This window comes from Microlunatus sp. YIM B11417, assembly GCF_059617205.1.
Genome location: NZ_JCAMPJ010000001.1, coordinates 1,356,315 through 1,382,506, shown reverse-complemented (window position 1 = coordinate 1,382,506; position 26,192 = coordinate 1,356,315). Strand labels below are relative to the sequence as shown.

Annotated in this window: 27 protein-coding genes; 9 read left to right on the top strand and 18 right to left on the bottom strand. The window is 69.5% G+C overall.

All coding sequences use genetic code 11. From position 1 onward, the window contains the following. Positions 1–34: 34 nt before the first annotated feature. The 5 genes from AC6CCG_RS06975 to AC6CCG_RS06955 form a co-directional block, all read right to left on the bottom strand. Positions 35–937: a carbohydrate ABC transporter permease gene (locus tag AC6CCG_RS06975; protein ID WP_496653755.1), complete on the bottom strand. Its 903-nt coding sequence runs from the start codon at positions 935–937 to the stop codon at positions 35–37. Next, entirely contained in the window at positions 934–1,917 is a 984-nt protein-coding gene (locus AC6CCG_RS06970) for an ABC transporter permease (protein ID WP_496653754.1), read from the bottom strand. The genes AC6CCG_RS06975 and AC6CCG_RS06970 overlap by 4 nt, the downstream gene beginning before the upstream one ends. Then, a complete protein-coding gene (locus AC6CCG_RS06965) occupies positions 1,914–3,245 on the bottom strand; it encodes a polysaccharide pyruvyl transferase family protein (RefSeq protein ID WP_496653753.1) in 1,332 nt (443 codons plus the stop codon). The genes AC6CCG_RS06970 and AC6CCG_RS06965 overlap by 4 nt, the downstream gene beginning before the upstream one ends. Before the next feature lie 132 nt (positions 3,246–3,377). Continuing rightward, complete coding sequence (locus tag AC6CCG_RS06960) at positions 3,378–4,403, bottom strand: LacI family DNA-binding transcriptional regulator (protein WP_496653752.1); 1,026 nt, start codon at positions 4,401–4,403, stop codon at positions 3,378–3,380. Between the two features lie 75 nt (positions 4,404–4,478). Next, on the bottom strand, positions 4,479–5,309 hold the full coding sequence (locus AC6CCG_RS06955; RefSeq protein ID WP_496653751.1) for a prolyl oligopeptidase family serine peptidase: 831 nt from the start codon (positions 5,307–5,309) through the stop codon (positions 4,479–4,481). 44 nt (positions 5,310–5,353) lie between these two features. Here AC6CCG_RS06955 and AC6CCG_RS06950 point away from each other — a divergent pair, with 44 nt between their 5' ends. After that, a complete protein-coding gene (locus tag AC6CCG_RS06950) occupies positions 5,354–5,929 on the top strand; it encodes a TetR/AcrR family transcriptional regulator (RefSeq protein WP_496653750.1) in 576 nt (191 codons plus the stop codon). Here AC6CCG_RS06950 and AC6CCG_RS06945 read toward each other — a convergent pair whose 3' ends face one another. From AC6CCG_RS06945 to AC6CCG_RS06920, 6 genes are all read right to left on the bottom strand, one after another. Beyond that, a complete protein-coding gene (locus tag AC6CCG_RS06945) occupies positions 5,930–6,748 on the bottom strand; it encodes a phosphatidate cytidylyltransferase (RefSeq protein WP_496654398.1) in 819 nt (272 codons plus the stop codon). It abuts the gene before it with no gap. A 105-nt stretch (positions 6,749–6,853) separates the two neighbouring features. Further along, entirely contained in the window at positions 6,854–7,408 is a 555-nt protein-coding gene (frr, locus tag AC6CCG_RS06940; protein ID WP_496654397.1) for a ribosome recycling factor, read from the bottom strand. A 34-nt stretch (positions 7,409–7,442) separates the two neighbouring features. Continuing rightward, positions 7,443–8,156: a UMP kinase gene (pyrH, locus tag AC6CCG_RS06935; protein ID WP_496653749.1), complete on the bottom strand. Its 714-nt coding sequence runs from the start codon at positions 8,154–8,156 to the stop codon at positions 7,443–7,445. Between the two features lie 91 nt (positions 8,157–8,247). Further along, on the bottom strand, positions 8,248–9,063 hold the full coding sequence (tsf, locus tag AC6CCG_RS06930; RefSeq protein WP_496653748.1) for a translation elongation factor Ts: 816 nt from the start codon (positions 9,061–9,063) through the stop codon (positions 8,248–8,250). Positions 9,064–9,141: 78 nt separating this feature from the next. Continuing rightward, a complete protein-coding gene (rpsB, locus tag AC6CCG_RS06925; RefSeq protein WP_496653747.1) occupies positions 9,142–10,050 on the bottom strand; it encodes a 30S ribosomal protein S2 in 909 nt (302 codons plus the stop codon). A 217-nt stretch (positions 10,051–10,267) separates the two neighbouring features. Next, a complete protein-coding gene (locus AC6CCG_RS06920; RefSeq protein WP_496653746.1) occupies positions 10,268–10,837 on the bottom strand; it encodes a mycothiol transferase in 570 nt (189 codons plus the stop codon). Between the two features lie 139 nt (positions 10,838–10,976). On the opposite strand from AC6CCG_RS06920, the gene AC6CCG_RS06915 reads away from it, so the two are divergent. From AC6CCG_RS06915 to AC6CCG_RS06905, 3 genes are read left to right on the top strand one after another with little or no spacing between them, the layout of a single operon-like run. Next, positions 10,977–11,987: a M23 family metallopeptidase gene (locus tag AC6CCG_RS06915; protein ID WP_496653745.1), complete on the top strand. Its 1,011-nt coding sequence runs from the start codon at positions 10,977–10,979 to the stop codon at positions 11,985–11,987. Positions 11,988–12,027: 40 nt separating this feature from the next. Beyond that, a complete protein-coding gene (locus tag AC6CCG_RS06910; protein WP_496653744.1) occupies positions 12,028–12,273 on the top strand; it encodes a hypothetical protein in 246 nt (81 codons plus the stop codon). Between the two features lie 11 nt (positions 12,274–12,284). Beyond that, positions 12,285–12,710, top strand: a complete 426-nt coding sequence (locus tag AC6CCG_RS06905) for a TA system VapC family ribonuclease toxin (RefSeq protein WP_496653743.1) — start codon at positions 12,285–12,287, stop codon at positions 12,708–12,710. On the opposite strand, the gene AC6CCG_RS06900 is transcribed toward AC6CCG_RS06905, so the two are convergent. The 7 genes from AC6CCG_RS06900 to AC6CCG_RS06870 all read right to left on the bottom strand — a co-directional run bounded on the left by AC6CCG_RS06900 (position 12,707) and on the right by AC6CCG_RS06870 (position 20,995). Continuing rightward, positions 12,707–14,392 (bottom strand): dipeptide ABC transporter ATP-binding protein, encoded by a 1,686-nt coding sequence (locus AC6CCG_RS06900; RefSeq protein ID WP_496653742.1) that lies wholly within the window; start codon positions 14,390–14,392, stop codon positions 12,707–12,709. The two genes, AC6CCG_RS06905 and AC6CCG_RS06900, sit on opposite strands and share 4 nt — an antisense overlap. Next, positions 14,389–14,973: a GbsR/MarR family transcriptional regulator gene (locus AC6CCG_RS06895; RefSeq protein ID WP_496653741.1), complete on the bottom strand. Its 585-nt coding sequence runs from the start codon at positions 14,971–14,973 to the stop codon at positions 14,389–14,391. The genes AC6CCG_RS06900 and AC6CCG_RS06895 overlap by 4 nt, the downstream gene beginning before the upstream one ends. A 2-nt stretch (positions 14,974–14,975) precedes the next feature. Continuing rightward, a complete protein-coding gene (locus tag AC6CCG_RS06890) occupies positions 14,976–16,400 on the bottom strand; it encodes a serine hydrolase domain-containing protein (protein ID WP_496653740.1) in 1,425 nt (474 codons plus the stop codon). A gap of 52 nt (positions 16,401–16,452) precedes the next feature. Continuing rightward, positions 16,453–17,346: an ABC transporter permease gene (locus AC6CCG_RS06885; protein WP_496653739.1), complete on the bottom strand. Its 894-nt coding sequence runs from the start codon at positions 17,344–17,346 to the stop codon at positions 16,453–16,455. Continuing rightward, complete coding sequence (locus tag AC6CCG_RS06880; protein WP_496653738.1) at positions 17,339–18,265, bottom strand: ABC transporter permease; 927 nt, start codon at positions 18,263–18,265, stop codon at positions 17,339–17,341. The genes AC6CCG_RS06885 and AC6CCG_RS06880 overlap by 8 nt, the downstream gene beginning before the upstream one ends. Before the next feature lie 19 nt (positions 18,266–18,284). Beyond that, a complete protein-coding gene (locus AC6CCG_RS06875; RefSeq protein ID WP_496653737.1) occupies positions 18,285–19,874 on the bottom strand; it encodes a peptide ABC transporter substrate-binding protein in 1,590 nt (529 codons plus the stop codon). Between the two features lie 173 nt (positions 19,875–20,047). After that, the gene (locus tag AC6CCG_RS06870) at positions 20,048–20,995 is read right to left on the bottom strand and encodes a tyrosine recombinase XerC (RefSeq protein WP_496653736.1); all 948 of its coding nucleotides are present in this window, start codon (positions 20,993–20,995) and stop codon (positions 20,048–20,050) included. Between the two features lie 69 nt (positions 20,996–21,064). Between AC6CCG_RS06870 and AC6CCG_RS06865 the strand changes: the two genes are divergently transcribed. From AC6CCG_RS06865 to AC6CCG_RS06845, 5 genes are all read left to right on the top strand, one after another. Then, positions 21,065–22,087 carry a lactonase family protein gene (locus AC6CCG_RS06865; protein WP_496653735.1) on the top strand — a complete coding sequence of 341 codons (1,023 nt, stop codon included), beginning with the start codon at positions 21,065–21,067 and terminating at the stop codon, positions 22,085–22,087. Next, the gene (locus AC6CCG_RS06860) at positions 22,087–23,334 is read left to right on the top strand and encodes an amidohydrolase (RefSeq protein WP_496653734.1); all 1,248 of its coding nucleotides are present in this window, start codon (positions 22,087–22,089) and stop codon (positions 23,332–23,334) included. The genes AC6CCG_RS06865 and AC6CCG_RS06860 overlap by 1 nt, the downstream gene beginning before the upstream one ends. Before the next feature lie 15 nt (positions 23,335–23,349). Then, positions 23,350–23,934 carry a peptide deformylase gene (gene def, locus AC6CCG_RS06855; RefSeq protein ID WP_496653733.1) on the top strand — a complete coding sequence of 195 codons (585 nt, stop codon included), beginning with the start codon at positions 23,350–23,352 and terminating at the stop codon, positions 23,932–23,934. 33 nt (positions 23,935–23,967) lie between these two features. Continuing rightward, entirely contained in the window at positions 23,968–25,194 is a 1,227-nt protein-coding gene (locus AC6CCG_RS06850; protein WP_496653731.1) for an SGNH/GDSL hydrolase family protein, read from the top strand. Positions 25,195–25,266: 72 nt separating this feature from the next. After that, positions 25,267–26,190 (top strand): acetamidase/formamidase family protein, encoded by a 924-nt coding sequence (locus AC6CCG_RS06845; RefSeq protein ID WP_496653730.1) that lies wholly within the window; start codon positions 25,267–25,269, stop codon positions 26,188–26,190. Positions 26,191–26,192 lie beyond the last annotated feature (2 nt).

Sequence of the window (26,192 nt, the reverse complement as noted above, 5' to 3'; positions counted from 1 at the left end):
GTGTTTCCTTTCGTCATTGAAGAGTCGGGCCCGGCTAACCCTTGACGGCGCCGATCAGCAGGCCCTTGCTGAAGTGCTTCTGGATGAACGGGTAGACGACCAGGATCGGGACGATGGAGATCACCAGGATGGCCATCTGGATCGAGGTCTGCGGTGGCATCGTCTCGGCGCCCACGGCGAGCTCGTCGGTGCCGAGCGGGGTCTGGTTGACGACGAAGGTCCGCAGCACCAGTTGCAGCGGCCACTTCTCCGGCGACGGCAGGTAGAGCAGCGCCGAGAAGAACGCGTTCCAGTACGCCACCGCGTAGAACAGCCCGACCACGGCGATCACCGCCTTGGACAACGGCGCCACGATCGTGGTGAGGATGCGCAACTCCCCGGCCCCGTCGATCTTGGCCGACTCGATCAGCTCACCGGGCAGTTCGAGGAAGAAGGACCGCATGACGATCACGTTGAACGCGTTGATCAGCACCGGCAGGATCAGTGCCGCCAGGTTGTCGATCAGGCCGAGCTGCCGGACGATCAGGTACATCGGGATCATGCCCGGGCTGAACAGCAGCGTGAACAGGGTCAGCAGCAGGATCGGCTTGTGCAGCAGGGTTCCCGGCCGGGACAGCGCGTACGCGAGCATGATCGTGCAAAGCACCGAGAGGATCGTCCCGATCACCGTCACGCCGATCGACACGAACAGCGCGCGGGTGACGACGCCACCCGACAGCACCGCCCGGTACGCGGCCAGGGTCGGGTCGGTGGTGAACAGGACGAAGCCGCCGGCGGCGCTGACCTCTCGCTGTGAGGCGATGCTGGTCATGATCACCGCGACGAACGGGACGATCACCGCCAGGCAGGCGATGCCGAGCACGATCCCCCGGCCCGCCCGGGCCAGGATCGAGGGCCGGCCCATCCAGACCGGCCGGGTGTCTCTCCAGTGGCTCATGTCGAATACACCCCTCGCTCGCCCAGCGCGTGCGCCACCCGGTTGGCCCCGAGCACCAGGATCACGCCGACGACGCCCTTGACCAGGCCGACCGCCGCCGAGACGCCCCAGTCGCCGCCGATGATCCCGTTGTTGTAGACGTAGGTGTCCAGCACCTCGCTGGCCTGGCTGCCGACCGGACCCTGTTGCAGGATGATCTGCTCGAAGCCGACGCTCAGCGCGTCGCCGAGGCGGAGGATCAGTAGCAGGACGATCACCGGCCGGATCGCCGGCAGCGTCACGTGCCACAGCTGCCGCCAGGCCCCGGCCCGGTCGATCGCGGCCGCCTCGTACAGGTTGAGATCGACCCGGGACAGCGCCGCCAGGAAGATGATCGTCGACCAGCCGGTGTCCTTCCAGATCACCTGCGAGGTGATCATCACCTTGAACAGCTCCGGCACCCCGATGATCTGCAGAGTCTCGAAGTCGGCACTGCGCAGCCAGGTGTTCAGCATGCCGCCGTTGCCGAGCATCTGCTGGAACAGCGCCACGACGATCACCCAGGACAGGAAGTGCGGCAGGTAGAGCACCGACTGGGTCAACCGTTTGAGTCGTTCGCTGAGCAGCGAGTTCAGGATCAGGGCGAACGCGATCGGCAGCGGGAACACGAAGACGACCTGGATCAGCGTGATGATCAACGTGTTGGCCAGGGCGTTGAGGAACTCCGGGTCCCCGTTGATGATCACCGCGAAGTTCTCGAACCCGACGAACGGGCTGTTGCCGATGCCGAGGAACGGTTGGTAGTCCTGGAAGGCGATCACGTTGCCGAGCAGCGGCAGATAGTGGAACAGCAGTAGCACCACCACACCGGGCACGGCCAGCAGCAACAGCACCCGGTCCCGCCGCCAGCGCACGGCCAGCCGCTGCCGGAGACCGCCGTCGGCGGCCTTCGGTGGCGGAACCGCCCGCGGCGGCGCGGGTCGGGGCTGGGAATCGATCACGGTGCGTCAGCGCCCCGCTCCCCCGCACCCTGACCCGTACCCTCCGCACCCTCCGCACCCTCCGCACCCTCCGCACCCTCCGCACCCTGAGCCTGTCGAAGGACCCCGGCCCGGCCGATCGCGAACTCGACGTGGCGGCGCAGCCCCTCGTGCGCGGCCGTACGGGAGCGGAGCGTGACGTCCCGGCCCGCGGGCAGGTCGGAGGCGAGCTTGGCCACCCGCTCGACCGCTTCGCCGACCGCGCCGTCGGTCAGCTCGATGATCGACTCGGACAGCCCGAGGTCGTGATACATGTTGCCCTTGATCGTGTCGGTGGGCTGGCGCAGGTAGAGCGCCGGAATCCCTTCCGCCAGGGCGATCAGCGGCGAATGGCACTCCATGCTGACGACCGCCGCGGCCCGCCGGTAGACCGCCGCGGCCTCGGTCAGGTCCCAGAACCTCGGCAGCACGTGCACCCGATCGGCCACGTCGGCCGGGAAGCTGCCGGCCAGGTGCGACTCGGCCAGTTCCACCGCGTACGACATCTCGGGCACGATCAGCGCCGGCCACCCGGTCGTCCGGACCCAGGTGATGATCGACTGACGCAACACCTCCAGGTCGGACTCCGCATAGCCCGCGTTGTAGGCCTCCTTGCGCCAGTCCTCCGCCTTCGGCTGGTAGCCGCGGATCCTGTAGTACGGGGTGTAGCGAAGCCGCGGCACGGCGCAGAGGAACTGACCCTCGACCAGTCCGTACTCGGCCAGCACCGGTGCACCGTGATCATCGTCGACGACGTCGAAGATCACCGTGCCGTCCGCGCCGAACTCGAGTTCGTCCACCCCGATCCCCTGTCCCTGCAGGAATCGCTGGGTGAGGGAGTCCCGGCAGTAGACGAACGCGGCGTCGGTCAACAGCTCGCGATCCAGCGGAGTGAGCAGGTCGCCGGCGATCGCGTCGATCATGGTCGCGGACCGGTCCAGGGTCCCGTCGTAGGGCCGCAGCGGATCGACGGTGACCCCGAAGAACCCGTACGGCTTGGCGGTGTGCGCCCGCCAGGCGGCCGTCTCGATCTTGCCGACCAGTGAGGGGCCGGAGCCGTGCACCAGCAGATCCGCGTCCGCGAACAGCTGGTCCAGGACCGGCGTGATCGACCCGTCGTCGCCGACCTGCTCCTCGACCAGCCCCACCTCCGGGTAGTAGCGAGCCAGCAGCTGGCGTACCCCGTCGTCGATGTTGCGCGCCCAGAGCGTGAGCCGGACGCCAGGTGCGAACCGCCGGAACGCCTCCAGCACGCCGGGGCTGTGCGCGACATCCCCGATATTCACGGTCTGCCATCCAGAGACCACCACGACATGAACCATCGGCAGCACAACCCCGTTCGCCCCCGGAGGGGCCTTGATCAACAACGTCCGGATCAGAATGACACGTGATTAACCGGATAATCAAGCCCGTGCTCGGATCGTGATCGGGTGGAGCCGAATTCAGGAGGCGGGCGGAGCCGTGGAGCCGCGGTCGATCAACTTCGGCCGCGGGCTCTTCACCAACGCCGATCTGACCCGCTTCCCGTCGATCAATTGGCGCAAGGCCCGATAGCCGCGAACCCCGGCCTCGTAGACGGGCATTCGGACCGTCGAGGGCGCCGGCCGCAAGACATCGGCGATGGGCAGGTCCTGATAGGCGACGACCGAGACGTCCTGCGGCACCCGGAGCCCGAGGTCGATGATCGCGGCCAGCGCGCCCGGCGCGGCCATCACGTTGTCGATGATCAGCGCCGTGGGCGGTTCGGGCCCGGTGAGGACGGTCATCGTCGACTGTGCCACGACCTGCGGATCGAATCCCGACCGATCGATCAGCCGCGGATCCGGCCGCAGCCCGGCCGCCCGCAGCGGGCCCAGATAGCCCTCGACCCGCGGGCCCGCGAACGCCTGGTCGGGGCCGCCGACCAGCGCGATCCGGCGATGCCCGAGCCGGAGCAGATGTTCGGTCGCCACGGCGATCCCGGCATGATCATCGACCCAGACGCTGGTCCGCTGATCGTCGTCGCCCGGCGTCTGCAAGATCACGTACGGAATGGTGCGGCTGGTCAACTCCTCGATCGTCGCGGAACCGAGGTGGGGCGATCGGACCAGGAAGCCGTCCACCATCCTGGTGCCGACCATCCGCTGCATCAGGTGACTGCCGGGCTCGACCCAGAGCGCGTCGGCCAGCATCAGCACGTCGCCGGCCTCCTCCGCGGCCGCCTGGATGCCGCGGATGGCGTACTCGAAGACCGGGTTCGCGATCTTGGGCACGACGGCGGCGATGATCCCGGACCGCGACATGCTGAGCGACTTCGCCGCGTGGTTGACCCGGTAGCCGGTCTCGGCGATCGCCCGCTCCACCCGGAGCCGGGTCGCCTCGCTCATCCGGATCGTCGTCGCACTGCCGGAGATCGCCGCCGACACGACGGCCGTGGACACGCCCGCCTTCCTGGCGACGTCCTTCAACGTCACGTGTCGCTCGACCATGGCCCCGAGCCTAACCGGCCGGACTGCTGCCCGACCGGCCAGGCGCAGTGATTCATCGCTTAATCGCCACCCGGGTCAGAGGCGGGCGGCGAACCACTCGACGGCGAGCCGGTCGGCCGCGGCCGCGTACTCGGTCTGCGGCGCCGGCTCGTCCCCCGGTGGGTCGACCAGCATGTGCGGCATGTTCGGCACCACCGTGACCTCGGCTTCCACTCCGGCGCCGACCAGGGCTTCGGCCACGGCTGCGGCGGGCGCGTGGATCGCCTCGGCGTCGTCGAGTTCGCCGACCAGCAGACGCAGCGGTGCGCCCGCCCGGGCCAGCTCGGCCGCCCGCGCCACGAAGTCGACCTTGTCCGCAACCGCCTCCGAGCCGGCGTCCCAGGGATAGACGATCCCGTACAGCCGGCCGTTGGCGGCGACGAGCGGGCGCAGCTGGGTCAACGGACTGACCACCACGGCGGCGGCGACCGGGAGGCTGGTCTCGGCCAGCACACCCAGCGCAGCGGCCGCACCGGCCGAGCCGCCGAACAGTCCGAGCCGCTCACCGGTCAGCCCGTGCTCGGTCTTGACCGCCGCGAGTGCAGCCTCGAACTCGGCCACGGCCTGGTCCTGGACCGGCTCGTACAGGTTGCGGACCGCGTCCTCCATCCCGAGCCGCATCACTTCCTCGTCGCCACCGGCGGGCTTCCGGGCGCCGCACAGGGGCAGCCCGAAGTAGATCCGCCAGGCGTCCAGTCCGTCCAGTGGCATCGCGGCCGCGAACGCCGACTCGGTCCGCGGCGGATCGAACAGGTGCCAGCCGACCACGATCGGCGCCTCCAGCCAGCCCGAGGCCGGCGGCAGGATCAGGTAGGGCACACCGGCGGCGGTGCCGATGCGCTGCTCACGTTCTGCGAAGGTCGTCATAATGGACACTGTACAACTTAATTGGACACTGTACAATGGGCAGCATGGAACGGAGCCGAAGGTCCCGCGGGGAGCGCGCCGGGCTGACCCGGGAGCAGATCGTCGCGGCCGCGCACCGGACGCTGGACGCACGCGGGCTGGACGGTCTGAGCCTGCGCGCGGTCGCGGCCGAACTCGGCGTCGCACCGAACGCGATCTACAGCCACCTGGACGACAAGAACGCACTGATCGACGCCGTCCTCGACGACGTGCTGAGCGCCGTCCCGGACCCGCACGTCCGCGACCCGCGGCAGGCCCTGAGAACGATCATGGTCGGCACCTACGAGGCCTTGATCGCCAGGGCCAGCCTGGTCGGCGCCTACCTGACCCGGCAGGGATCGCGCGGGCCGGAGGCGCAACGACTCGGCCTGATCATGGACGATTGCCTCGCGCGACTCGGGGCCCGCGGGCGGGTCGGCGAGGCCGGCCGCCGGACCATGATCGTCTACACGATCGGGTACGCGGCCTTCGCGACGGGCTGGACCGCGGAGGGCGACCAACCGGTGTCGCCGGCCAAGGTCCGGCGCGACTTCCTGACCGGCCTGGACTGGCTGCTGGACGGGATCGTCGGCAGTTCCTGATCAGCCGCCGGGAACCAGCAGATACATGATCAGCCAGGCGACCGGCGCCGCGACGAGCAGCGAATCGAGCCGGTCCATCACGCCGCCGTGACCGGGCAGGAAGGAGCTCATGTCCTTGATCCCGAGGTCCCGCTTGATCAAGGACTCGATCAGGTCGCCGCAGACCCCGACCCCGACCAGCAGGACGCCGAGGATCAGACCGATCCACCAGGGCGCGCCGAGACCGAACACCGTCAACGCCACCCCGGAGCCGGTGCCCAGCACGACCGAGCCGGCCAGGCCCTCCCAGGACTTCTTCGGACTGATCGTCGGCGCCATCGGATGCCGGCCGAACAGGACACCGGCCACGTAGCCGCCCACATCGCTCATGACGACGATGACGATGAAGGTGACCAGGCGGACCGAGCCGTTCTCGCCGGCCAGCATCAGCGCCGCGAACGAGCCCAGGAACGGCACGTACGCAATGATCATCAGGCTGGCCGCGGTGTCCTTGACGTAGCCGGAGGCGCCCTTCGGCATCCGCCAGATCATGGTGGCCAGGACGGTCAGCGCCAGGGAGGCCAGCAGCACCGAGGTGGTCGAGAAGACCACCGGCCGCTGCACGCCGGCCAGATAGGAGCCGGTGGCGATCGCGACCGTACCGACGACGATCGGCACGATGGCCGCGGTCATCCCCTGCCGCTTCAGCGCCTGGTACATCTCGTTGGCACCGAGCGCCAGGGCGACGGCGAGCAGCGCGACGAAGCCCGGCTTGAACCAGATCAGGGTCACGACCAGGTAGGCCCCGAGCCCGACGCCGACGCCGATCGCCGCCGGCAGGTTACGGCCGGCCCGGCCGTGATCGGCCGGCGCCGGCGCGGCATCACCGGGATCGTGGTCCGGCGCGGGCCCGGAGGGCGGGGAAGGCGGGGAGTCCGACACCGATCAGACCTCGATGAGTTCGGATTCCTTGTGCTTGAGCACCTCGTCGACCGCGTCCGTGTGCTGCTTGGTGACGCCGTCCAACTGCTTCTCGGCCCGGGCCACCTCGTCCTCGCCGGCCTCCTTGTCCTTGACCAGCTTGTCCAGGGCCTCCTTGGCCGCCCGGCGGTGGTTGCGGATCGAGATCCGGGCCTCCTCCGCCTTGGTCCGGGCCAGCTTGATGTACTCCTTGCGCCGTTCCTCGGTCAGTTCCGGCAGCGTGACCCGGATGACGTTGCCGTCGTCGGTCGGGTTCACCCCGAGGTCGGAGTCGCGGATCGCCTTCTCGATGCCGGCCATCGAACCCTTGTCGTACGGAGTGATCAGCACCATCCGCGCTTCGGGGACCTGGAAGCTGGCCAGCTGCTGCAGCGGCGTCGCGGCGCCGTAGTAGTCGACGACCAGCTTCGAGAACATCGCCGGGTGGGCTCGACCGGTACGGATCGCCGCGAACTCCTCCTTCGCGTACTCGATCGCGGAGTCCATCTTCAACTCCGCGTCCATGAGGATCTCGTCGATCACGGTAGAGCTCCTTTTGCTCGGCTTGGGGCTATCAGGTGTGGACTGTGGTTCCGATCCTCTCACCAGCGATCACCCGGACGATGGTGCCGTCGGTGTCGAGGCTGAAAAAGACCATCGGCAGCGCGTAGTCGCGGGCCATGCTGATCGCCGTCGCGTCGGCGACCTTGAGGTCCCGGGCCAGGTACTCGTCGTAGCTGAGGTCGTCGAACTTCCGGGCGGCCGGGTTGGTCCGCGGGTCCGAGTCGTACACGCCATCGGTGCCCTGCTTGCCCATCAGCAGCACCTCGGCGCCGATCTCCAGCGCGCGCTGCGCGGCCACGGTGTCGGTGGAGAAGTACGGCATGCCGGAGCCGGCACCGAAGATCACGATGCGGCCCTTGACCAGGTGCCGCTCGGCCCGCTGCGGGATGTACGGCTCCGCGACCTGACCCATGGTGATGGCGGTCTGGACCCGCGGCTCGGCGCCCGCCTTCTCCAGGAAGTCCTGCAGGGCCAGGCAGTTCATCACCGTGCCGAGCATCCCCATGTAGTCGGCGCGATCCCGCTCCATGCCCCGCAACTGCAGCTCGGCGCCGCGGAAGAAGTTGCCGCCGCCGACGACGATGGCGATCTGGACCCCGGTCGCCGCGACCTCCGCGATCTGCCGGGCCAGCCCGGCCACCACGTCAGGGTCGACGCCCACCTTGCCGCCGCCGAACACCTCGCCGGACAGTTTCAACAGCACCCGCTTGTACGGGCTCGCCATCGGCTCTCCTCTGGGTCGAAATTCCGGTCCTGACATGAACGTGCGCTACGAACCCGTACGGATTCGTAGCGCACGCCACTGTTTCGAAGGCTCAGGAAGCCGCTTCGAATCGAACGAATCGCTCGATGGTAACGCCGGCCGCGTCGAGCAGCTTGCTGACCGGGGTCTTGTTGTCGGTCACCGACGGCTGGTCCAGCAGGACGACGTCCTTGAAGAAGCTGTTCACCCGGCCCTCGATGATCTTCGGGATCGCCTGCTCCGGCTTGCCCTCCGCCTGGGCCGTCGCCTCGGCGATCCGCCGCTCGTTGGCCACGATGTCGGCCGGCACCTCGTCGCGGTTCAGGTACTGCGGGCGCATCGCGGCGACCTGCATCGCGGCCGTCTTGGCGGCCGCCTCGTCCGCGCCGGAGTACTGCACCAGCACGCCCACCTGCGGCGGCAGGTCGGAGGCCCGCCGGTGCAGGTAGACCGTCGTGGTCCCGTCGAAGTAGGCCGCGTCGCTGACCTCGAGCTTCTCGCCGATCTTGACGGCGAGCTCGTGGATCGCGTCGGCGACGGTCTTGCCGCCGTCGACCGGAGCCGCGTTGACCTCGTCGACCGAGTTCGCCTTGGCGGCGGCCGCGGCCTTGACCACGGTCTCCGCGAGGGCCTGGAACTCCTCGTTCTTGGCCACGAAGTCGGTCTCGGCGCCGAGCTGGATCAGGGCACCGTCGGCGTAGGCGACCAGGCCGTTGCTGGCCGCCCGGTCGGCCCGCTTCGCGGCCTTGGCCTGCCCGGACACGCGGAGCAACTCAACGGCCTTGTCGAAGTCGCCTTCGGCCTCGGTGAGCGCCTTCTTCGCGTCCATCATGCCGGCCCCGGTGGAGTCCCGGAGCCGCTTCACATCGGTAGCGGCAATCGTCGCCATGCGTCCTCGTACTTCCTTCGTTCAGAGAGCTTGTCAGGGGAGCCGCAGGGTAGCCCCTGCGTTGCGGTGTCGCGTGAGTCAGTTGCTGACTTCGCTGGGCTCCTTGAGCCCGGCGGTCTCGGACTCCAGGATCGGGTCCTGGGCGGTCGCGGCGGCGTCGGCGGCCTCGCCACCGTGGGCTTCCTCGGCCGCGTTGCTGGCCTCGGCCCGGGCGTCGGCCTCCTGCTTGGCCAGCAGCTCGCGCTCCCAGTCCGGCATCGGCTCGGCGGCGGTCTCTGCGCCGGTCTGGTCGCCACCGGAGCGGGCCATCAGGCCCTCCGCGACGGCGTCGGCCAGCACCCGGGTGAGCAACGAGACGGAGCGGATCGCGTCGTCGTTGCCCGGGATGGCGTAGTCGACCTCGTCCGGGTCGCAGTTGGTGTCGAGGATGCCGATGATCGGGATCCGCAGCTTGCGCGCCTCGTCGACGGCGAGGTGCTCCTTCTTCGTGTCGACGATCCAGACCGCCTGGGGCAGGTCGGCCATGTCCCGGATGCCGCCGAGCGTCTTCTCCAGCTTCTCCTTCTCCCGGCGCATGCCGAGGAGCTCCTTCTTGGTCCGGCCGGAGCCCGCGACGTCGTCGTAGTCGACGCCCTCCAGCTCCTTGAGCCGCTGGATCCGCTTGATCACGGTGTGGAAGTTGGTCAGCATGCCGCCGAGCCAACGCTGGTTGACGAACGGCATGCCCACCCGGGTCGCCTGCTCGGCGATGGCCTCCTGGGCCTGCTTCTTGGTGCCGACGAAGAGGACCTTGCCGCCGCGGGCGACGGTCTCCTTGACGAAGGCGTACGCGCGGTCGATGTAGGTCAGCGACTGGCGCAGGTCGATGATGTAGATGCCGTTGCGGTCGGTGAGGATGAACCGCTTCATCTTCGGGTTCCACCGACGGGTCTGGTGTCCGAAGTGGACGCCGCTCTCCAGGAGCTGGCGGGTGCTGACGACGGCCATGGCCGTATCCCTCTCTTCTCGGGCTTCCGCCCGACGTACGGTTGTCCGGTGCCGAACTCTTCGACACCGCCTGATGCCCGTGCGACGACCGACTCGAAACCGGGAAGTATCGAGACCGCGGGCGCCGCCCGATCGTGGCGATCGGTCGACGAGCATGCGAAGTCAGCCCGATTCCTCAGGCTGCGGCGCTGAGTCTACGCCGTTCGCCCGTTCCGGGCTAACTCGCGACCGGTGCCGGCCGCCACTCCCCCGGCGGGTCCTCGCCGACCCGGCCGTCGACCGCCTCCCGGATCAGGTCGGCGTGACCGGTGTGCCGTCCGTACTCCTCGATCAGATCGCAGAGCAGCCGGCGCAGGCTGAGTCGGCGGCCGTCCGGCCAGGCCAGGTGCACGAGCTGCTCCGGTCCGCCGGCTGACAGGGCCTCGGCGAGCCGCTGCCGGGACCGTTCGACCGTGCCGTCCCAGAGCCCGTAGAGCTGTCCGGGGCTGTCCTGCGCGGCCGAGGTGAAGTCGGCGTCCGGATCGGCGTCCCAGTCGACGGTGTCCCAGGGCGGACTGACCGGCGCCCCGCTCAGCTTCCGGGTGAACATCTCGTCCTCGGCCCGCGCGAGGTGCTTGAGCAGGCCGCCGAGGGTGAGCGGCGAGACGCCGATCGTCGCGTTCAGGCCCGCGGCGTCGAGGCCGTCGGTCTTCCAGCGGAAGGTCGCCCGGAGCCGGTCCAGGGCCCCGGTCAGGTGCTCGATCTCCGTGCCCGCGGTGGGCGGTTCGTGCCAGTAGTGGTCGGTCATGCGCGCAACGTAATCGCGGTTCCGGACGGTCGAGTTCCGGAAGCCGCGGTTGTCCACAGGCCCGGAGGGACGAAGTTCGTTGTCCACAGATTTTCTCGGGCCCGGCGGATCCGGGCCGATCGGCTCAGGATCCGAGGACATGAAGGTACGCACACACCGCGGGTCGAGCCTGCCCGCCATCATCCTGGCCGGTCTGCTGCTGGTCCTGGCCGGTCCCGGGCCGGCATCGGCCGAGGTTCTGCCCACGCTCACCGGTTGGCCGTTGTCCGGGCCGATCGAGGTGGCGCGGCCGTTCACTCCGCCGCAGGAACGGTGGGGCGCCGGCCACCGCGGGGTCGACCTCGCCGCACCGGCGGGGTCGTCGGTGCTGGCTGCGGCGGCCGGCACGGTGACCTATGCCCAGACGCTGGCCGGCCGCGGCGTGGTGGTGGTCGACCATGGCGGCACTCGGACGACGTACGAGCCGGTCACCGCGACGGTCGCCGTCGGGGCCCGGGTGTCGACCGGTCAACGGATCGGCACCCTGCAGCCCGGGCACTGCCCGCCCCGGGACTGCCTGCACTGGGGCTGGCTGCGCGGCGACACCTACCTCGACCCGCTCCGGCTCGGCGGCGCAGCGGCGGTCCCGGATGGGGACGGCCGGGTCCGGCTGGTCGGCGAGGCGCAGCGACAGGTCGCTGAGCGGCGCGCCGCGGAACGCGCGGCCGCGGCAGCCGAGGCGGCGGCGGGCCTGGGCTCGACCGGCCCACCGGGTGATCACGGCTTCGTACCGCCGGTCGCGGGGCCGATCACGTCGCCGTTCGGGATGCGGCTGCATCCGGTCCTGCGGGTGACCAAGCTGCACGACGGCACCGACTTCGGCGCCGGCTGCGGGACCCCGATCAGGGCTCCGTACCCGGGCCGGGTGAGCCAGGTCTTCTTCAATCCCGGTTACGGCAACCGGTTGATGATCGACCACGGGACGATCGCCGGCCGGCACGTGGTGAGCGGCTACAACCACGCGAGCTCGTACGCGGCGGGCGTCGGGCAGCAGGTCGCCCGGGGTCAGGTGATCGGCCGGGTCGGCAGCACCGGCTACTCCACCGGCTGCCACCTGCACCTGATGCTCTGGTTGGACGGCGAGGTGGTGGACCCGATGAGCTGGTGGTAGCCGGTATGCATAGCCATATCCTGAACGTATGCTCGTATGCATGCGCACGACCATGAACCTCCCCGACGCGCTCATGGACGAGGTCCGGGAACGGGCGAAGGCCGAGCACCGCACGGTGACCAGCCTGATGATCGAGGCACTGCATGACCTGCTGGCGAAGGACCGAACGCTGAGCACGAAGTACAGCCTCCCCACGGACGGCTACCCGAACGGCCGCATGTTGATCGACATCGACGACAAGGACGCCGTGCAGGAGCTCTTCGACGAGGAAGACGGCTGGCTGTGATCCTCCTCGACGTGAACGTGCTCGTGCACGCGTTCCGAGAGGGCACGGACCGGCACGCCGACTACGCCCGCTGGCTGGGCGAAGCCGTCAACGACGCCGAACCCGTGTTGCTCGCCGATCCTGTGCTCACGGGCTTCGTGCGGATCGTGACCGACCCGCGCATCTCGAAGCCGGCGTCGACCACCGCGAGTGCCTTCGGTTTCGTCCGGGCGCTGCAGGACACACCACCGGCTCGTTCGGTCGCCTCGACGCCTCGGTCGTGGGCCGTCTTCGACGAGTTGCTCAAGAGTGATCATCGGCTCCGCGGACGCGCCGTTCCGGACGTCTACCTCGCGTCGCTCGCGAGCGCCCACGGTGCCCGGCTCGCGACCCGGGACCGAGGTTTCGCCAGGTTCGGCAAGCACCTGCGCTGGTTCGATCCCGCGGACGAACGCTAGGCGACACCGGCCAGGCGGGACTCTCGGCGGCGAGCCTGCTCGACCGGATCGGGGACCGGCGCGGCGGCCAGCAGCCGTCGCGTGTACGGATCCGCCGGCGAGCTCAGGATCGCCGCGCAGCTGCCCTGCTCGACGACCAGTCCGTCGTGCAGGACGGCGATCCGGTCGCAGACCTGCTCGACCACCGCCAGGTCGTGGCTGATGAACAGGCAGGCGAAGGCGAACTGCTGCTGCAGCGAGACGAGCAGTTCCAGCACCGTGGCCTGCACCGAGACGTCCAGTGCCGAGGTGGGCTCGTCGGCGATCAGCAGGTCCGGCTCGAGCGCGATCGCCCGCGCGATCGACACTCGCTGCCGCTGGCCGCCGGACAACTCGTGCGGGTAGCGCCCGGCCCAGCCGGCCGGCAGTTCCACGCTCTCCAGCAGGCTGCGGACCCGGCCGGTCAGCTCGGCTCCACGCACGCCGCGGTGCACCAGCAGCGGCTCGCCGATCGACTGGCCGATGGTGTAGCGCGGGTTGAGCGAGCCGGCCGGGTTCTGGAACACGGCGCCGATCCGCGATCGGACCGCGCGCAGCTCGGACCGGTGGGCGGTGGCCATCGAGACGCCGCCGACCCGGACGTCGCCGCCGCTGATCGGGGCCATCCCGAGCACGCTGCGGCCGATCGTCGACTTACCCGACCCGGACTCGCCGACCAGGCCGCAGATCTCGCCCTGGCCGAGGCGGAGGTCGACACCCGCCACGGCCCGGACCCGACGGCCGCGCCGGCCCCGGTACTCGACCACCAGCCCCTCGATCTCCAGTGGCGGCGGCACCGTGGCGTCCTCCGCCGGAGCGGTCACGGGTTCCCGATCCTGGACACCGCCGGGCTCCGGTTCGGGCCGGTCGGCGCCGGGCACGGCGGCCAACAGGGCCTTGGTGTAGTCGTGCTGCGGCCGCGCGAACAGGTCCCGGATGCCGGCGACCTCCACCACGCTCCCCTGCCTCATCACCACGACCCGCTCGGCGACGTCGGCGACCACGCCCATGTCGTGAGTGATGATCATGATCGAGACACCGGTCCGCTCCCGGAGCGCCATCAAGACGTCCAGCACCTCCTGCTGGACCGTCACGTCGAGGGCCGTCGTCGGCTCGTCGGCGATCAGCACCTCCGGATCGCAGGACAGCGCCATCGCGATCATCGCCCGCTGGCACTGTCCGCCGGACAACTGGTGCGGGTAGTGCCGCAGCCGCTGCTCCGGTTCCGCGATCTCCACCATCCGGAGCAGTTCGACGGCCCGCTCCCGTGCCTGCCGGCGGTCCAGGTCGGGCTGGTGCCGCCGGATCATCTCGATCAGTTGGAACCCGACCGTGAACACCGGATCCAGCGCGTTCACCGGGTCCTGGAAGATCATCGCGATCCGCTTGCCCCGGATCCCGTTCAGCTGGGCCCGGCCGGCGGTCAGCAGGTCCTGGTCATCGAGCAGCACCCGACCGCCGACCCGGGCGTTGCCGGGCAGCAGGCCGATCGAGGCCAGGCTGGTCACGCTCTTGCCGGACCCGGACTCCCCGACCACGGCCAGCACCTCACCCTGGCGCAGGTCGAACGACACCCCGTCGACCGCCCGCTGCCACTGGCCGCCGACCAGGAAGTCGACCACCAGGTCCTCGAACGCGAGCACGGCCCGCCTGGCCGAGGTCATGACCGGTCCTCGCCGTGGCCGGCCCGATCCTCGTCGGCGTCGACGTTGTGGGTCTCGTTGTAGGCCTTCCAGTCGGCCAGCATCTTGCGGTGGTAGGTGGCCAGCCACTCCATGTAGTTGCGCGCGTTGCGGAGCCGGCGCCGCGGGCCGGTGAGCGTCGCCGGTACGTCGGCGAGCAGGTCGGAGAACATGGCACGCTGCCGATCGAGGTAGCGCCGCTCGCCGGCCAGGAACGTGCCCCAGATGTCGTCGTCGACCGTGAAGTAGTGGCTCCGGTCGCCCGGGATGGCGTGCCGAGCGATGAAGCCCATCTCGATCAGCCGGCGGGTGGTGCCGGAGATCGAGCCGGCGCTCGCCTTCAGGGCACCGGCCAGCTCGGCCGACGAGACGTACGGCTTGCTGCTCGTCATCAGGTACGCGAGCACGCGCCCCTCCATCCGCGGCGAGCCGGCCAGTTCACGGAGCACCCCGAAGGACTCGATGAACTCCCGCCGCCGTTCGCTGGTCTCCCAGTCCTCGGTCGGGTCGGGCGTCGGGGCCGACGGCTTGCTGCGGCCGGCGCGGTTCGCGGACTTGGCCATGATCAACTCGTTCCGGTCCCGGCGGTGCCGTTGCGGATCTGGTCGGCGCGGCGGGCCAGGAACACGTCCACCGGCCACCGGGTGCCGCCGCCGTAGCGGACCGACTCGACCGAGCCGTCGGCCGCCCAGGTGAACCGGATCGGCTCGCCGGCCAGCCCGAACCCGGCCTCGGCGGTGCCCTCGAGGGTGTTCTCGTCGACGAACCGGAGCTCGTCGTAGGACGCGGTCGGGTCCGGCGCCGCGGCATAGAAGCCGACCAGCCGGCCGCCCAGCAGCGCGATCTGCACGACGCCCATCAGGTTCGCGAACAGGCCGGTGAACCGGGACAGGTCCTGGTCGGCTGCCGCCGGGTCCGGGTCGTGGTCGCCGGCCGCGAGGTTGAGCAGCTTGACCACGCCGTCGGCGAGGGTGGTGGCCGGGCCGCCGATGCAGTTGGTCAGGACGCTCACCGCGACCTGCTCGGCCGGATCGAGGTAGGTCCGGGTGATGTGGCCCGGGTAGCCGCCGCTGTGCCCGACCAGCCGCCGCTCGCCGATCGTGGTGACGTCCATGCCGAGACCATAGGTCCCCTGCTCGGTGCCGTTCGTGATCACCGTGCTCTCGTCCCGCTGGATCAGCCGCTTCGCGGCGTCGTCGATCAGGTCCTCGGCGCCGGTGAAGTGGGCGGCGGCGTAGCGGACCAGGTCCTCGGCGGTGGAGTAGAAGCCGGTCGCCGCGGCCATGCCGCGGGTGTCGACGTGGCCGATCGCCTGCCGCGGCTCGGCTCCGTCGATCAGGCCGGTATGACCGGCCGCGAAGCGATCGGCGAGCTCCGGCAGCCATTCCGGACCCGTGTCGGCCAGCCCGAGCGGCTCGATGATCTTGGTCCGGACGTACTCGTGGTACGACAGGCCCGACGCGTTCTCGATCGCGAGCCCGAGCAGCGAGTAGCCGACGTTGGAATACTTGAAGTGCTCGTTGGTCTGATAGACCACGCCGTGGTCGCGGCACAGCTCGATCAGCTCGGCCCGGTCCGGGAACGGCCGCATCAGCTGCCAGAAGTCGGTGTCGACACCATCCCTGATGACGCCGCCCTGATGACCCAGCAGCTCGCGCAGCGTCACCGGACCGATCCCGGTCCCGGCCAGTTCGGGGACATGGGCGTCGATCCGGTCGTCCAGCCGCAGGCTGCCCTGGCCGGCCAGTTGCAGCACGGCGGTCGCGGTGAAGGTCTTGGAGTGCGACGCGATCCGGAACAGGTGGTCGGTCCGCAGCGGCGTCCCGGCCGGCTCGTCGGCGAAGCCGTACGCCTGCGAGGTGATCAACTCAGCCCCGACCCGGATCGCGGCCTGCACGCCCGGGGTGCGCAGATAGCGCCGCTGGTACGCCAGCCAGGCCTCGATCGCCGGTGCCGCCTCGCGCGCCGTCTCGACGCTGTATCCCGTCATCGTCTCCCTTTCCCTGGGTTCTTCATCCGACTTGATCATGACCGGTCCTGGTTCACGAGCGGGCCCTGGGGTTGATCGCGTCCCGGAGCACGTCGCCGATCGTCATCAGGCTGAGCACCGTCGCAGCCAGGAAGATGCTCGGGTAGATCAACATGTGCGGCGCCCGCTGGAACACCGCCTGCGCGCTGGCCAGCTGGAGCCCCCAGGAGATGGACGGCGCCCGCAGGCCGAGACCGAGAAAGGTCAGCGTCGACTCGGCGACGATCACGCCGCCGACGGTCAGCGTCGCGACGGCGAGCACCGGACCGATCGCGTTCGGCAGCACGTACTGGCCGAGGATGCGCCGGGTCGGCAGCCCCATCGCGGTGGCCGCCTGGACGTACTCGGCACCGCGGATGCCCCGCACGCTGGTCCGGACCAACCGCGCCAGCGTCGGCCAGGCGAACACCGCCAGCACCAGCGCCACCGTGATCACCGACCGGCTGCCCAGCGTGTTCAGCACGACGATCGCGCCGAGCAGGAACGGGAAGCCGAGGAAGATGTCGGTCAGCCGGGCCAGGATCGAGTCGAGCAGCCCGCCGAGATAGCCGGCCAGGGTGCCGACGACGAGGGCGATGCCGAGCGCGATCGCGGTACAGACCAGGCCGACGATCATGGACGCCCGGGCGCCGTGGATCACGTTCGCGTACACGTCGCAGCCCTGCACGTCGAAGCCGAACGGGTGCCCGGCGGTCGGCGGCTTCACACTGCGGGAGAGGTCGCAGACCCGCGGGTCCGGATGGCCGAACAGCCCGGCGAACGGCTCCGGCACGACGGCGATCAACATCATGATCGTCAAGACGCCCAGCGGCAGCCAGAACAGCACCCGGCGTCGCACCGTCGCCCAGACGCCGCGAGCCTGGGCCCCCTCGACCGCGATGTCGGCGGTCAGTACCTGATCAGTCATGCCGAACCCTCGGATCGAGCAGAGAGTGCAGGACATCGACGATCAGGCTGGTGGCCAGGAAGATCAGGACCAGCGCCGTGGCGATGCCGACGACCGTCGGGCCCTCGTGGGTCCGGATGGCCTGGAACATCAGCTGCCCGACCCCGGGCAGGTTGAAGATGCCCTCGGTCACGATGGCCCCGCCGAGCAACGCGCCCAGGTCCACCGCGAGATAGGTGAGCACGGGGATCGCCGAGTTCCGGAGCACGTGCACGCCGACCACCTGGTGTCCCGGCAGGCCCTTCGCCCAGAGCGCCCGGACGAAGTCGGTCCGCATCGTGTCCGCGACGCTGCCCCGCATCAGGCGTGACACGGCGGCCAGTCCGTAGATCGCCAGCACGCAGGCCGGCAGCAGGTACGAGACCGGCCAGCCGTCCGACACGCCGGCGATCGGCAGCAGCGACAGCCGAACACCGAAGATCAACTGCGCGGCCACGGCCATCACGATGATCGGGATCGACGTGACCACGATCGTCATGATCAACACACCCCGGTCCAGCCAGGAGTTCTGCCGCAGGCCGGCCAGCAGCCCGAGCCCGGTCCCGATCACGACCTGGATCACCCAGGCGGTCAGGGCCAGCTGGATGGTCACCGGCCACCGGCCGGCCAGTCGCTCGCCGACCGACCGGCCGTTCAGGTCGACGCCGAGATCGCCGGTCAGCAGCGTGCCCAGGTAACGGAGATACTGACTCCACAGCGGATCGTCCAGGTGGTACTTCGCCCTGATCAGTTCGACCGTTCGCGGCGGCAGCGGCTGGTCCCCGCCCAGCGCCGCGACCGGGTCACCGGGCAGGGCGAAGACCGCCGCGTAGATCACGAACGTGACCCCGAAGAACACCACCACGAGCTCGGCGAACCGGCGGACCAGGAACTTGATCACGTGGTTGCCCCGACCATGATCACTGTCCGGCGAGCTCGGTGAACTCGATGTTGATCGAGCCGACGCCCTCGTCCAGCTTCGCCACCCGTTCCGACGTCGCGTAGGTGTACTTCTCGAAGAACATCGGCGGTGCCGGGAAGTCCTTCATGATCGTCTTCTGCACCTCGACATAGCCGGCGATCGCCTTCTCCTGATCGAGCTCGGCGTCGGCCTTGGCCAACAGGTCCTTCACCTCTTCGGTGTAGTACGGGACGCAGTTCACACAGCCGCCCGTCTTCAGGTAGAACTCGCGCAGCGTGTTCTGCTGGCTGGCGTACAGGGCGCCCCAGCGGGAGAAGTACGGCCCGGTCAGCTTGCGTTCGTTGCGCAACTTCTGGAACTCGGGGAAGTCCGTGGTCGGCGTCGCGGTCACGTCGGCGATGCCGAGGTTCTGCCGGAGCTGGTTGGCGTAGGCCTGGTAGAGCTCGTCCAGCCCGGAGCCGCCCGGGTACCTGATCTCCATCGGGCCGGTCCAGCCACCGGCCTCGGCCAGCAACTGCTTGGCCTTCTCCGGGTTGAACGTGCACAGTTCACCGCACAACCCGACCGGCGTGCCCGGCTCGCCCGGCGGCGTCAGCGCGGTCGCCGGCTCCCAGATCCCGCCGTAGATCGCGTCGCTGACCGCCTGCCGGTCGATCGCCATCGAGATCGCCTGCCGGACCCGGATGTCGGAGTACTGCTCCTCCCACAGCGGCAGGCCCAGGTAGTTCATCCCCAGGCCCTGGAAGACGTAGGCACGTTCACCGAAGTCGGTCTTGACCTGGTTCATCCGGCTGGCCGGGACGAACAGGATGTCGGTGTTCCCGGCCTGGACGTCGGTGTAGGCCGTGGTCATGTCCGTGTACGGCTTGAACACGATCTCGTCGACCGTCGGCTTCGGCCCGGCGTACTCCGGATAGGCCTGCACGGTGACCGGATCGTTCTCGGTGTAGCTGCCGACGATCTTGAACGGACCGTTCCCGATCGGCGCCTTCGCGAAGCCCTCAAGATCATCGTAGGCAGCCTCCGGCAACGGGAAGAAGCCCGTCTGCGACTGCGACACCTGGAACGGGAACTGGCCGTCCGGGCTCTTCAGCTTCACCGTGAAGGTGTGCTCGTCGACGATCTTGAGCCCGGACATCTGCTTGACCTTCGGCTCACCCTGGTCCGGGTTGAGGTCGTCGTAACCGACGATGTTGGCCAGCTGGCCGCTGTTCTCCCAGGCGTTCGGCCCGTACGCGGTCGCATTCCACGCCTTGACGTAGCTCTCGGCGGTGACCGGCTCGCCGTTGTGGAACGTCCAACCGTCGCGAAGCTTGATCGTCCAGTTCACCGCGTCGTCGGAGGTCACCGACTCAGCGTTGAGGCCGGTGATCGTCCCGTCCGCCTCGGCGAACATCAGGCCGGAGAAGATCACCCTGGTCTGGTTGAAGGCGATCGTCTGCCGACCCGGGTTCAACGTCACCGGATCGCTGACCGCCATGGACACGGTACGACTCTGCTGCTCGGTGCCCGATCCACTGCCACCGCCCGCGCAACCGGTGAGGATCAGGAGGGCGGCCAGCAGGACCGCCGGGATGCGGGAACTCATGCAACGTGATCTTGAAGCCCGCCCCGGAACCAGTCAATACCAAATCTCAGAAGTTTCAGTATGAAATGAAACCTTAACTGGACCGTGACACAACGTGCTGACGTCCCCTGAGCTTGCGAAGGGCCAAGGGGATGACACCGGGCACCCTTCGACGGGCTCAGGGATCGACAGAATCAGGCGCGCGGATGGGCCTGTTCGTACGCTCGCCGGAGCCGGTCCGTGGTCACGTGGGTGTAGATCTGCGTCGTTGCGAGGGACGCGTGACCGAGCATCTCCTGCACGCTGCGCAGGTCGGCGCCGCCCTCCAGCAAGTGGGTCGCCATCGCGTGCCGGAGGCCGTGCGGACCAAGATCAGGAGCGCCGTCGGTGAGCCGGAGCGCGCGGTGCACGATGCGACGGACGACCCGTTGATCGATCCGGCCGCCGCGCTCCCCCAGGAAGATCGCCGGCGGTGAGGCCGGGGTGATCAGCGCGTCGCGGCCCTCGCCGATCCAGCGGTCCAGGGCGCGGAAGGCGGGCGCACCGAGCGGCACCGTGCGCTCCTTGCGGCCCTTGCCGAAGACGCGCAGGGTGCGCCGGTCGGCGTCGACGTCGGTCACATCGAGTCCGCACAGCTCGGCGACCCGGACGCCGCTGCCGTACAGGACTTCGAGCAGGGCGACGTCGCGCAGCGCGACCGGGCCGCCCTCCTCCGCCGCGTACGTGATCGCCTGCTCGAGCATCTGCTGCGCGGCGGCCGCGTCCAGGGTGTCCGGCAGCCGCCGTTGCAGCTTCGGCGAGCGCAGCGACACCGCCGGGTCGGTCTCGATCTCGCCGACCCGGCGGGCCCAGGCGAAGAAGACCCGGGCCGCGGTGGCGCGGCGCTGGATGCTGGACCGGGCCTGGCCGGTCGACTGCTGCCGGGCCAGCCAGCTGCGCAGGTCGCCCAGGGTGGCCTCGGCCAGCCGGTCCCGGCCGAGCCGGGTCAGCTGTTCCAGCAGCGAGGTCAGGTCGGCGCGGTAGGCCCGTACCGTGTGATCGGAGAGCTGCCGCTCCGAGCCGAGTTGCCGCAGATAGCGGTCCAGCAGCTCCCGATAGCCGCCCGCGAGCTCGGGTTCGGCGGGTTCGGCGGCGGCAGGCACGTTCTCACGATCCGTCGGCTCGGCACCGAGGACAAGTCGCCACGCCGCAACCGTGATATGCAAGACATCGTGCCTCTACCTCACCTGAGCCAGCTCATCGTCGGCGGCTACACCCCGACCCTGGGGGACGGATCCGGCATCGTCACCTTCCGCGTCGAGCCGGACGGCGCCGCCCCGCTCGGCACGGTCGAGATCGACTCGCCGAGCTATCTGATCAAGCACCCCGACCTGCCGTTGCTGTACGGGGTGTCGGAGGGTACGAACTCGTCGGTGGCGGCGTTCCGGCTGACCGAACGCGGCCCGGAGTTGATCAACACCGTGCCGAACTCCGGACCGGGCGCCTGCCACCTGTGCCTCAGCCCGGACCGGCGGTTCGTGATCACCGCGAACTACGGGTCCAGCTCGGTGTCCGCCTTCGGCCTCGCGGAGGACGGCAGCCTGACCGGCCAGACCGACCTGCTCGAGTTCACCGGCACCGGTCCGGACGCCGGCCGGCAGTCGGAACCGCACCCGCACCAGGTGGTGGTCGACGGCGACCTGATCCTGGTGCCCGACCTCGGCACCGACCGGGTGCACCGGATCGGCATCGACGGCGCCGGGAAGCTCGGCCGGGCCGGCGACCCCGTCCTGCTGCCGCCGGGCACCGGGCCGCGGCACCTGGCCCTGGTCGATGATCAACTCGTGGTCGCCTGCGAGCTGTCGGCCGAGGTGTGGTGGGCTCCCCGTACCGGCAACGGCGGTGAGGGCGGCCAGCGCGTACCGGCGTCCGGAAGCTCAACCCAGGAACGGATCTACCCGTCCGCGATCGTGGCCGACGGCGCCTCGATCTTCGTCGCGAACCGCGGTTCGGACACCATCGCCGCGTTCCAGCTCGCCGACGGCACCCTCCGGCCGGCCGTCGAGGTCTCCTGTGGCGGCGCCTGGCCGCGCGACCTGGTCGCCACCGACTCCCACCTGTGGGTGGCCAACCAGAACGACGGCACCGTGGTCGCGATCGGTCGCGATGATCTTGCCGCCGGGCGGATCGACGGCACGATCGAGACACCGAGTCCGTCCTGCCTGATCCCGCTCGCCGAAGGAGCCGAGGCCTGATGCCGAAGCAGACGTCACCGTCGACCTTCCCGCGCCGCCCTGGCGAGCTCGCGGTTGTCGGCGGCCGGGTGGTGCCGGTCGTCGGGGAAACGATCGAGAACGGCGCCGTGTTGATCAAGGACGGCGTGATCGCCGAGGTCGGCAGCAAGGTCAGGATCGGCAAGAAGACCGAGGTGATCGACGCGACCGGTCAGTGGGTGCTGCCCGGCTTCGTCGAGGCGCACGGCCATGTCGGCGTGCACGAGGAGGGCAACGGCTGGGCCGGCCAGGACACGAACGAGATGACCGACCCGGTCGGGGCCCGGTTCCGTGCTCTGGACGCGATCAATCCGGCCGACGAGGGCTTCCGGGACGCGCTGGCCGGCGGCATCACCTCGGTCGTCGTCAAGCCGGGTTCGGGCAACCCGATCGGCGGCCAGACCGTGGCGATCAAGTCCTGGGGCCGGATGGTCGACGAGATGGTGTTCGCGCAGCCGTGCAGCATCAAGTCCGCCCTGGGTGAGAACCCGAAGCGGGTGTACGGCGAGAAGAAGCAGACCCCGGCCACCCGGCTCGGCGTCGCCGCGGTGATCAGGGAGGCGCTGCGCAAGGCGCAGGACTACCAGGCCAAGCGTGATCAGGCCGAGCAGGACGGCAAGCCGTTCGACCGGGACGCCAATTCCGAGGTCCTGGTCTCGGTGCTGACCGGCGAGGTGCCCTGGTGTCAGCACACCCATCGCGCCGACGACATCGCCACCGCACTGCGACTGGCCGACGAGTTCGGCTACCGGCTGGTGATCAACCACGGCACCGAGGGACACCTGCTGGCCGACGTCCTGGCCGAGCGCGGCGTGCCGGTGATCATCGGGCCGCTGTTCACCTCGCGCAGCAAGGTCGAGGTGAACCAGCGTCACCTGCGCAACCCGGGCCTGCTGGCCGCGGCCGGGGTCAAGATCGCGATCACGACCGATCACCCGGTGGTGCCGATCAACTTCCTCGTCTACCAGGCGATCCTCTCGGTGAAGGAGGGCCTGGATCCCCGTACCGCCTTGGAATCGATCACGATCAACCCGGCCGAGATCCTCGGGCTGGCCGACCGGGTCGGCTCCCTGGAGCCCGGCAAGGACGCCGACCTGGTGCTCTGGGACGGCGACCCGCTGGAGATCATGAGCCGGGCCCGCCGGGTGATCATCGAGGGCCGCGAGGTCTACCACTACGATGCGGAGGCCGGCACCGGGTTCACCGAGGACCCGTACCGACTCTCCTAGGAAGGACCTCGTTCGGTGACGACCCTGACCGACCTGACCAGCGGTGGCACGATCCTGCCGATCACCCGTTGGGGTACTCCGGTCATGCATGCCAAGACCCGCCCGGTGACCGAGTACGGCGACGAACTGCACCGGCTGATCCGGGACATGTTCGCCACCATGCGGGCCGCCGACGGCGTCGGTCTGGCCGCGACCCAGGTCGGCATCGACCTCAGCGTCTTCGTCTACGACTGCCCGGACGACGATCATCAGCGGCAGGTCGGCGTCTTCTGCAACCCGGAGGTGACCCTGCCCGAGGGCAAGGACCGGGTGCTGGAGACCGAGGAGGAGGGCTGCCTCTCGCTGCCCGGCGCCTACGTCGAGCTGGCCCGCCCCGACCAGGCCACCTGCCACGGCCAGGACGCCTTCGGTCATGATCAGGAGCTGGTCGGCACCGGGCTGCTGTCGCGGTGCCTGCAGCACGAGACCGACCACCTCTTCGGCACCGTCTTCGGCGACCGCCTCTCCGGCCGGCTCCGCAAGAAGCTCTACCGCCGGCACGAGGAACTGGCCGACGAGTACCCGGCCGACTGGCCGGTGAATCCGCGCCGGGGCTCCTGAGCCGGCGGACCCAGAGCGGCTTGGCGGCGTGAGATGACCGATCCTGGCGAGCACGTCCGGGCCTTCCTGACCGCGGCGACGCTGGAGCGGCGCGACATCGACCGGTTCCTCGACGCCGGCGAAGCCAACTGGGCCCGGTTCGACGCCGAGCTCGGCTATGTGCCCAACGACTCCAGGGTCGTCGACGGGCATGGCGGGGCCACCAGCACGTACCGCTACGGCGGGACGGGCGAGCGTCTCGTGATCAACTACGGCGATCGCCCGTGCCGGATCAACACCTTCGGCAACAGCTTCACCCAGTGCCACCAGGTCAGCGACGGCGAGACCTGGCAGGAGTACCTCGCCGCGAACCTGGGCGAGCCGATCCGCAACTTCGGCGTCGGCGGCTACGGCGTCCACCAAGCCGCACTCCGGCTGCGCCGGGTCCAGGCGACCTCCAGCAGCACCGCGTACGTGATCTTGAACATCTTCCTCGATGATCATTACCGGAACCTGGACGCCTACCGGCTGCTCCGGGTCGGAGCGTCGTGGTGGCGCGAGCAGCGCCGGATGCCCGTCGGCATGTTCCACGCCAACCCGTGGCGCCATGTCCGGTTCGACCCTTCGGGCCGGCTCGTCGAACGACCCAATCTCTGCCCGACCCCGGAGTCGCTCTACAACCTCTGCGACACCGACTTCCTGATCGAGAATCTCGGTACCGACCCGGTCGTCCAGCTGCTCGTCGCGGAGCAGACCGGCGACTTCGGCTACCTCCGGGACCAGGCCGACCTGGCGCACGCCCTCGGCGTCGAGTTCGACATCAGCACCGAGAAGACGGCCGCCGCGTCCGCCCACCGCCTCTACACCGCCTGCGCCTTCCGTTCCTCGCTCGAGATCGTCCAGGCCTTGCACGCCGAGCTCGCGAACCATGATCAACAGCTGCTCGTCCTGCTCAGCTATCCGGCCGGTACGGTCGCCGACGCCTGCGCCGGTCGACCGCGCGCCGACGAGACCTTCGTCCGACAACTCGACGACCTCGGGATCGGCTACGTCGACGGCCTCGCCGCGCACCGCCGTGACTTCGAAGCGTTCTCCCTCACCCCGGCCGACTACGTCGATCGCTACTACCACGGCCACTACACCCCGGCCGGCAACCACTTCTTCGCGATGAATGTCGCCAAGCCTGCCTTGATCGACTGGCTCGACCCTCGCCCGCCCGCCTACCGCAATGAGGCCGGCCCGGTCGACGGCGCCCGCCTCGCGCCCTCACAACCGACCTGATCACGCCCGGGCTGAGCCGGGTGGCCGCGGAGACGAACCTGCAGCGGCCATTATTGGATCGCGCCTCGTCTCATGATCATCTACGATCCTTGGATGCTGCGCGTCACGCGGGACCGGCTGATCGGTCTGGACAGCGCTGAGCTCCCGGCAGCCGTCACCGTGCGGTCGGGCGACCAGCTCGTCGCCGAGACGATGGCAGCCACCGTTTCGCCCTTCCTCACGGGTCCCATCGACGTCGAAGACCTAGGCGCGGGAGACAGCCTCGCCATCACGATCGACGACATCGACGTCAGGGGCCCGGGCTGGATCGGATTCGCCGGGACGCGGCTGGACTGGGAACCCTGGGGCGGAGTGCTCCGGGACCGGGCTGAGGTCAGTGTCGCGCGGCCGATCGAAGCCGACAATCAGTCGATCCACTTGTCGCCTTCCGTGACCCTGCCCTCGCGCCTGATGGTCGGATGGATCGGGCTCATCCTGCCTTCGTACGAAGCCGACCCCTGGGATCACGGCGGCAACCTCGACACCCGGACCCTCGGGGTCGGTACGACCCTCTACTTGCACGACCAGACCGGATCTGGTCGGTTCCTGATCGGTGACGTCCACGCCGCCATGGGCGACGGCGAGATCAGCGGATCAGGCGTCGAGATCGCAGCCGATGTCACCCTCAGCGTTCACGTCATCAAGAACACTCGCCCGCACCGACCGATGGTGAGCCATGCTGCCGGCCTGTCGCATCTGTGCAGCCGCTTCGTCGAGAGCGAGTCCTACCGTCAGTGCATTTCGGACGCGGCGATGCACGTGGCCTACGCCCAGGATGTCTCGTTCGAGGAGGCCAACGCCTGGCTCGGCGCGATCGGTGATCTTCGCGTGTCCAGCGTCGTCGCCCACACCCCGACCTACCGGATGGACGTCCCGCACGAAGTCCTCCGGCCGGTGGCTGAACTGCTGAGCGAAGTCGACCGGCCGCGGCTTCCCAGCTCCCCCAGACCTCGGTGATG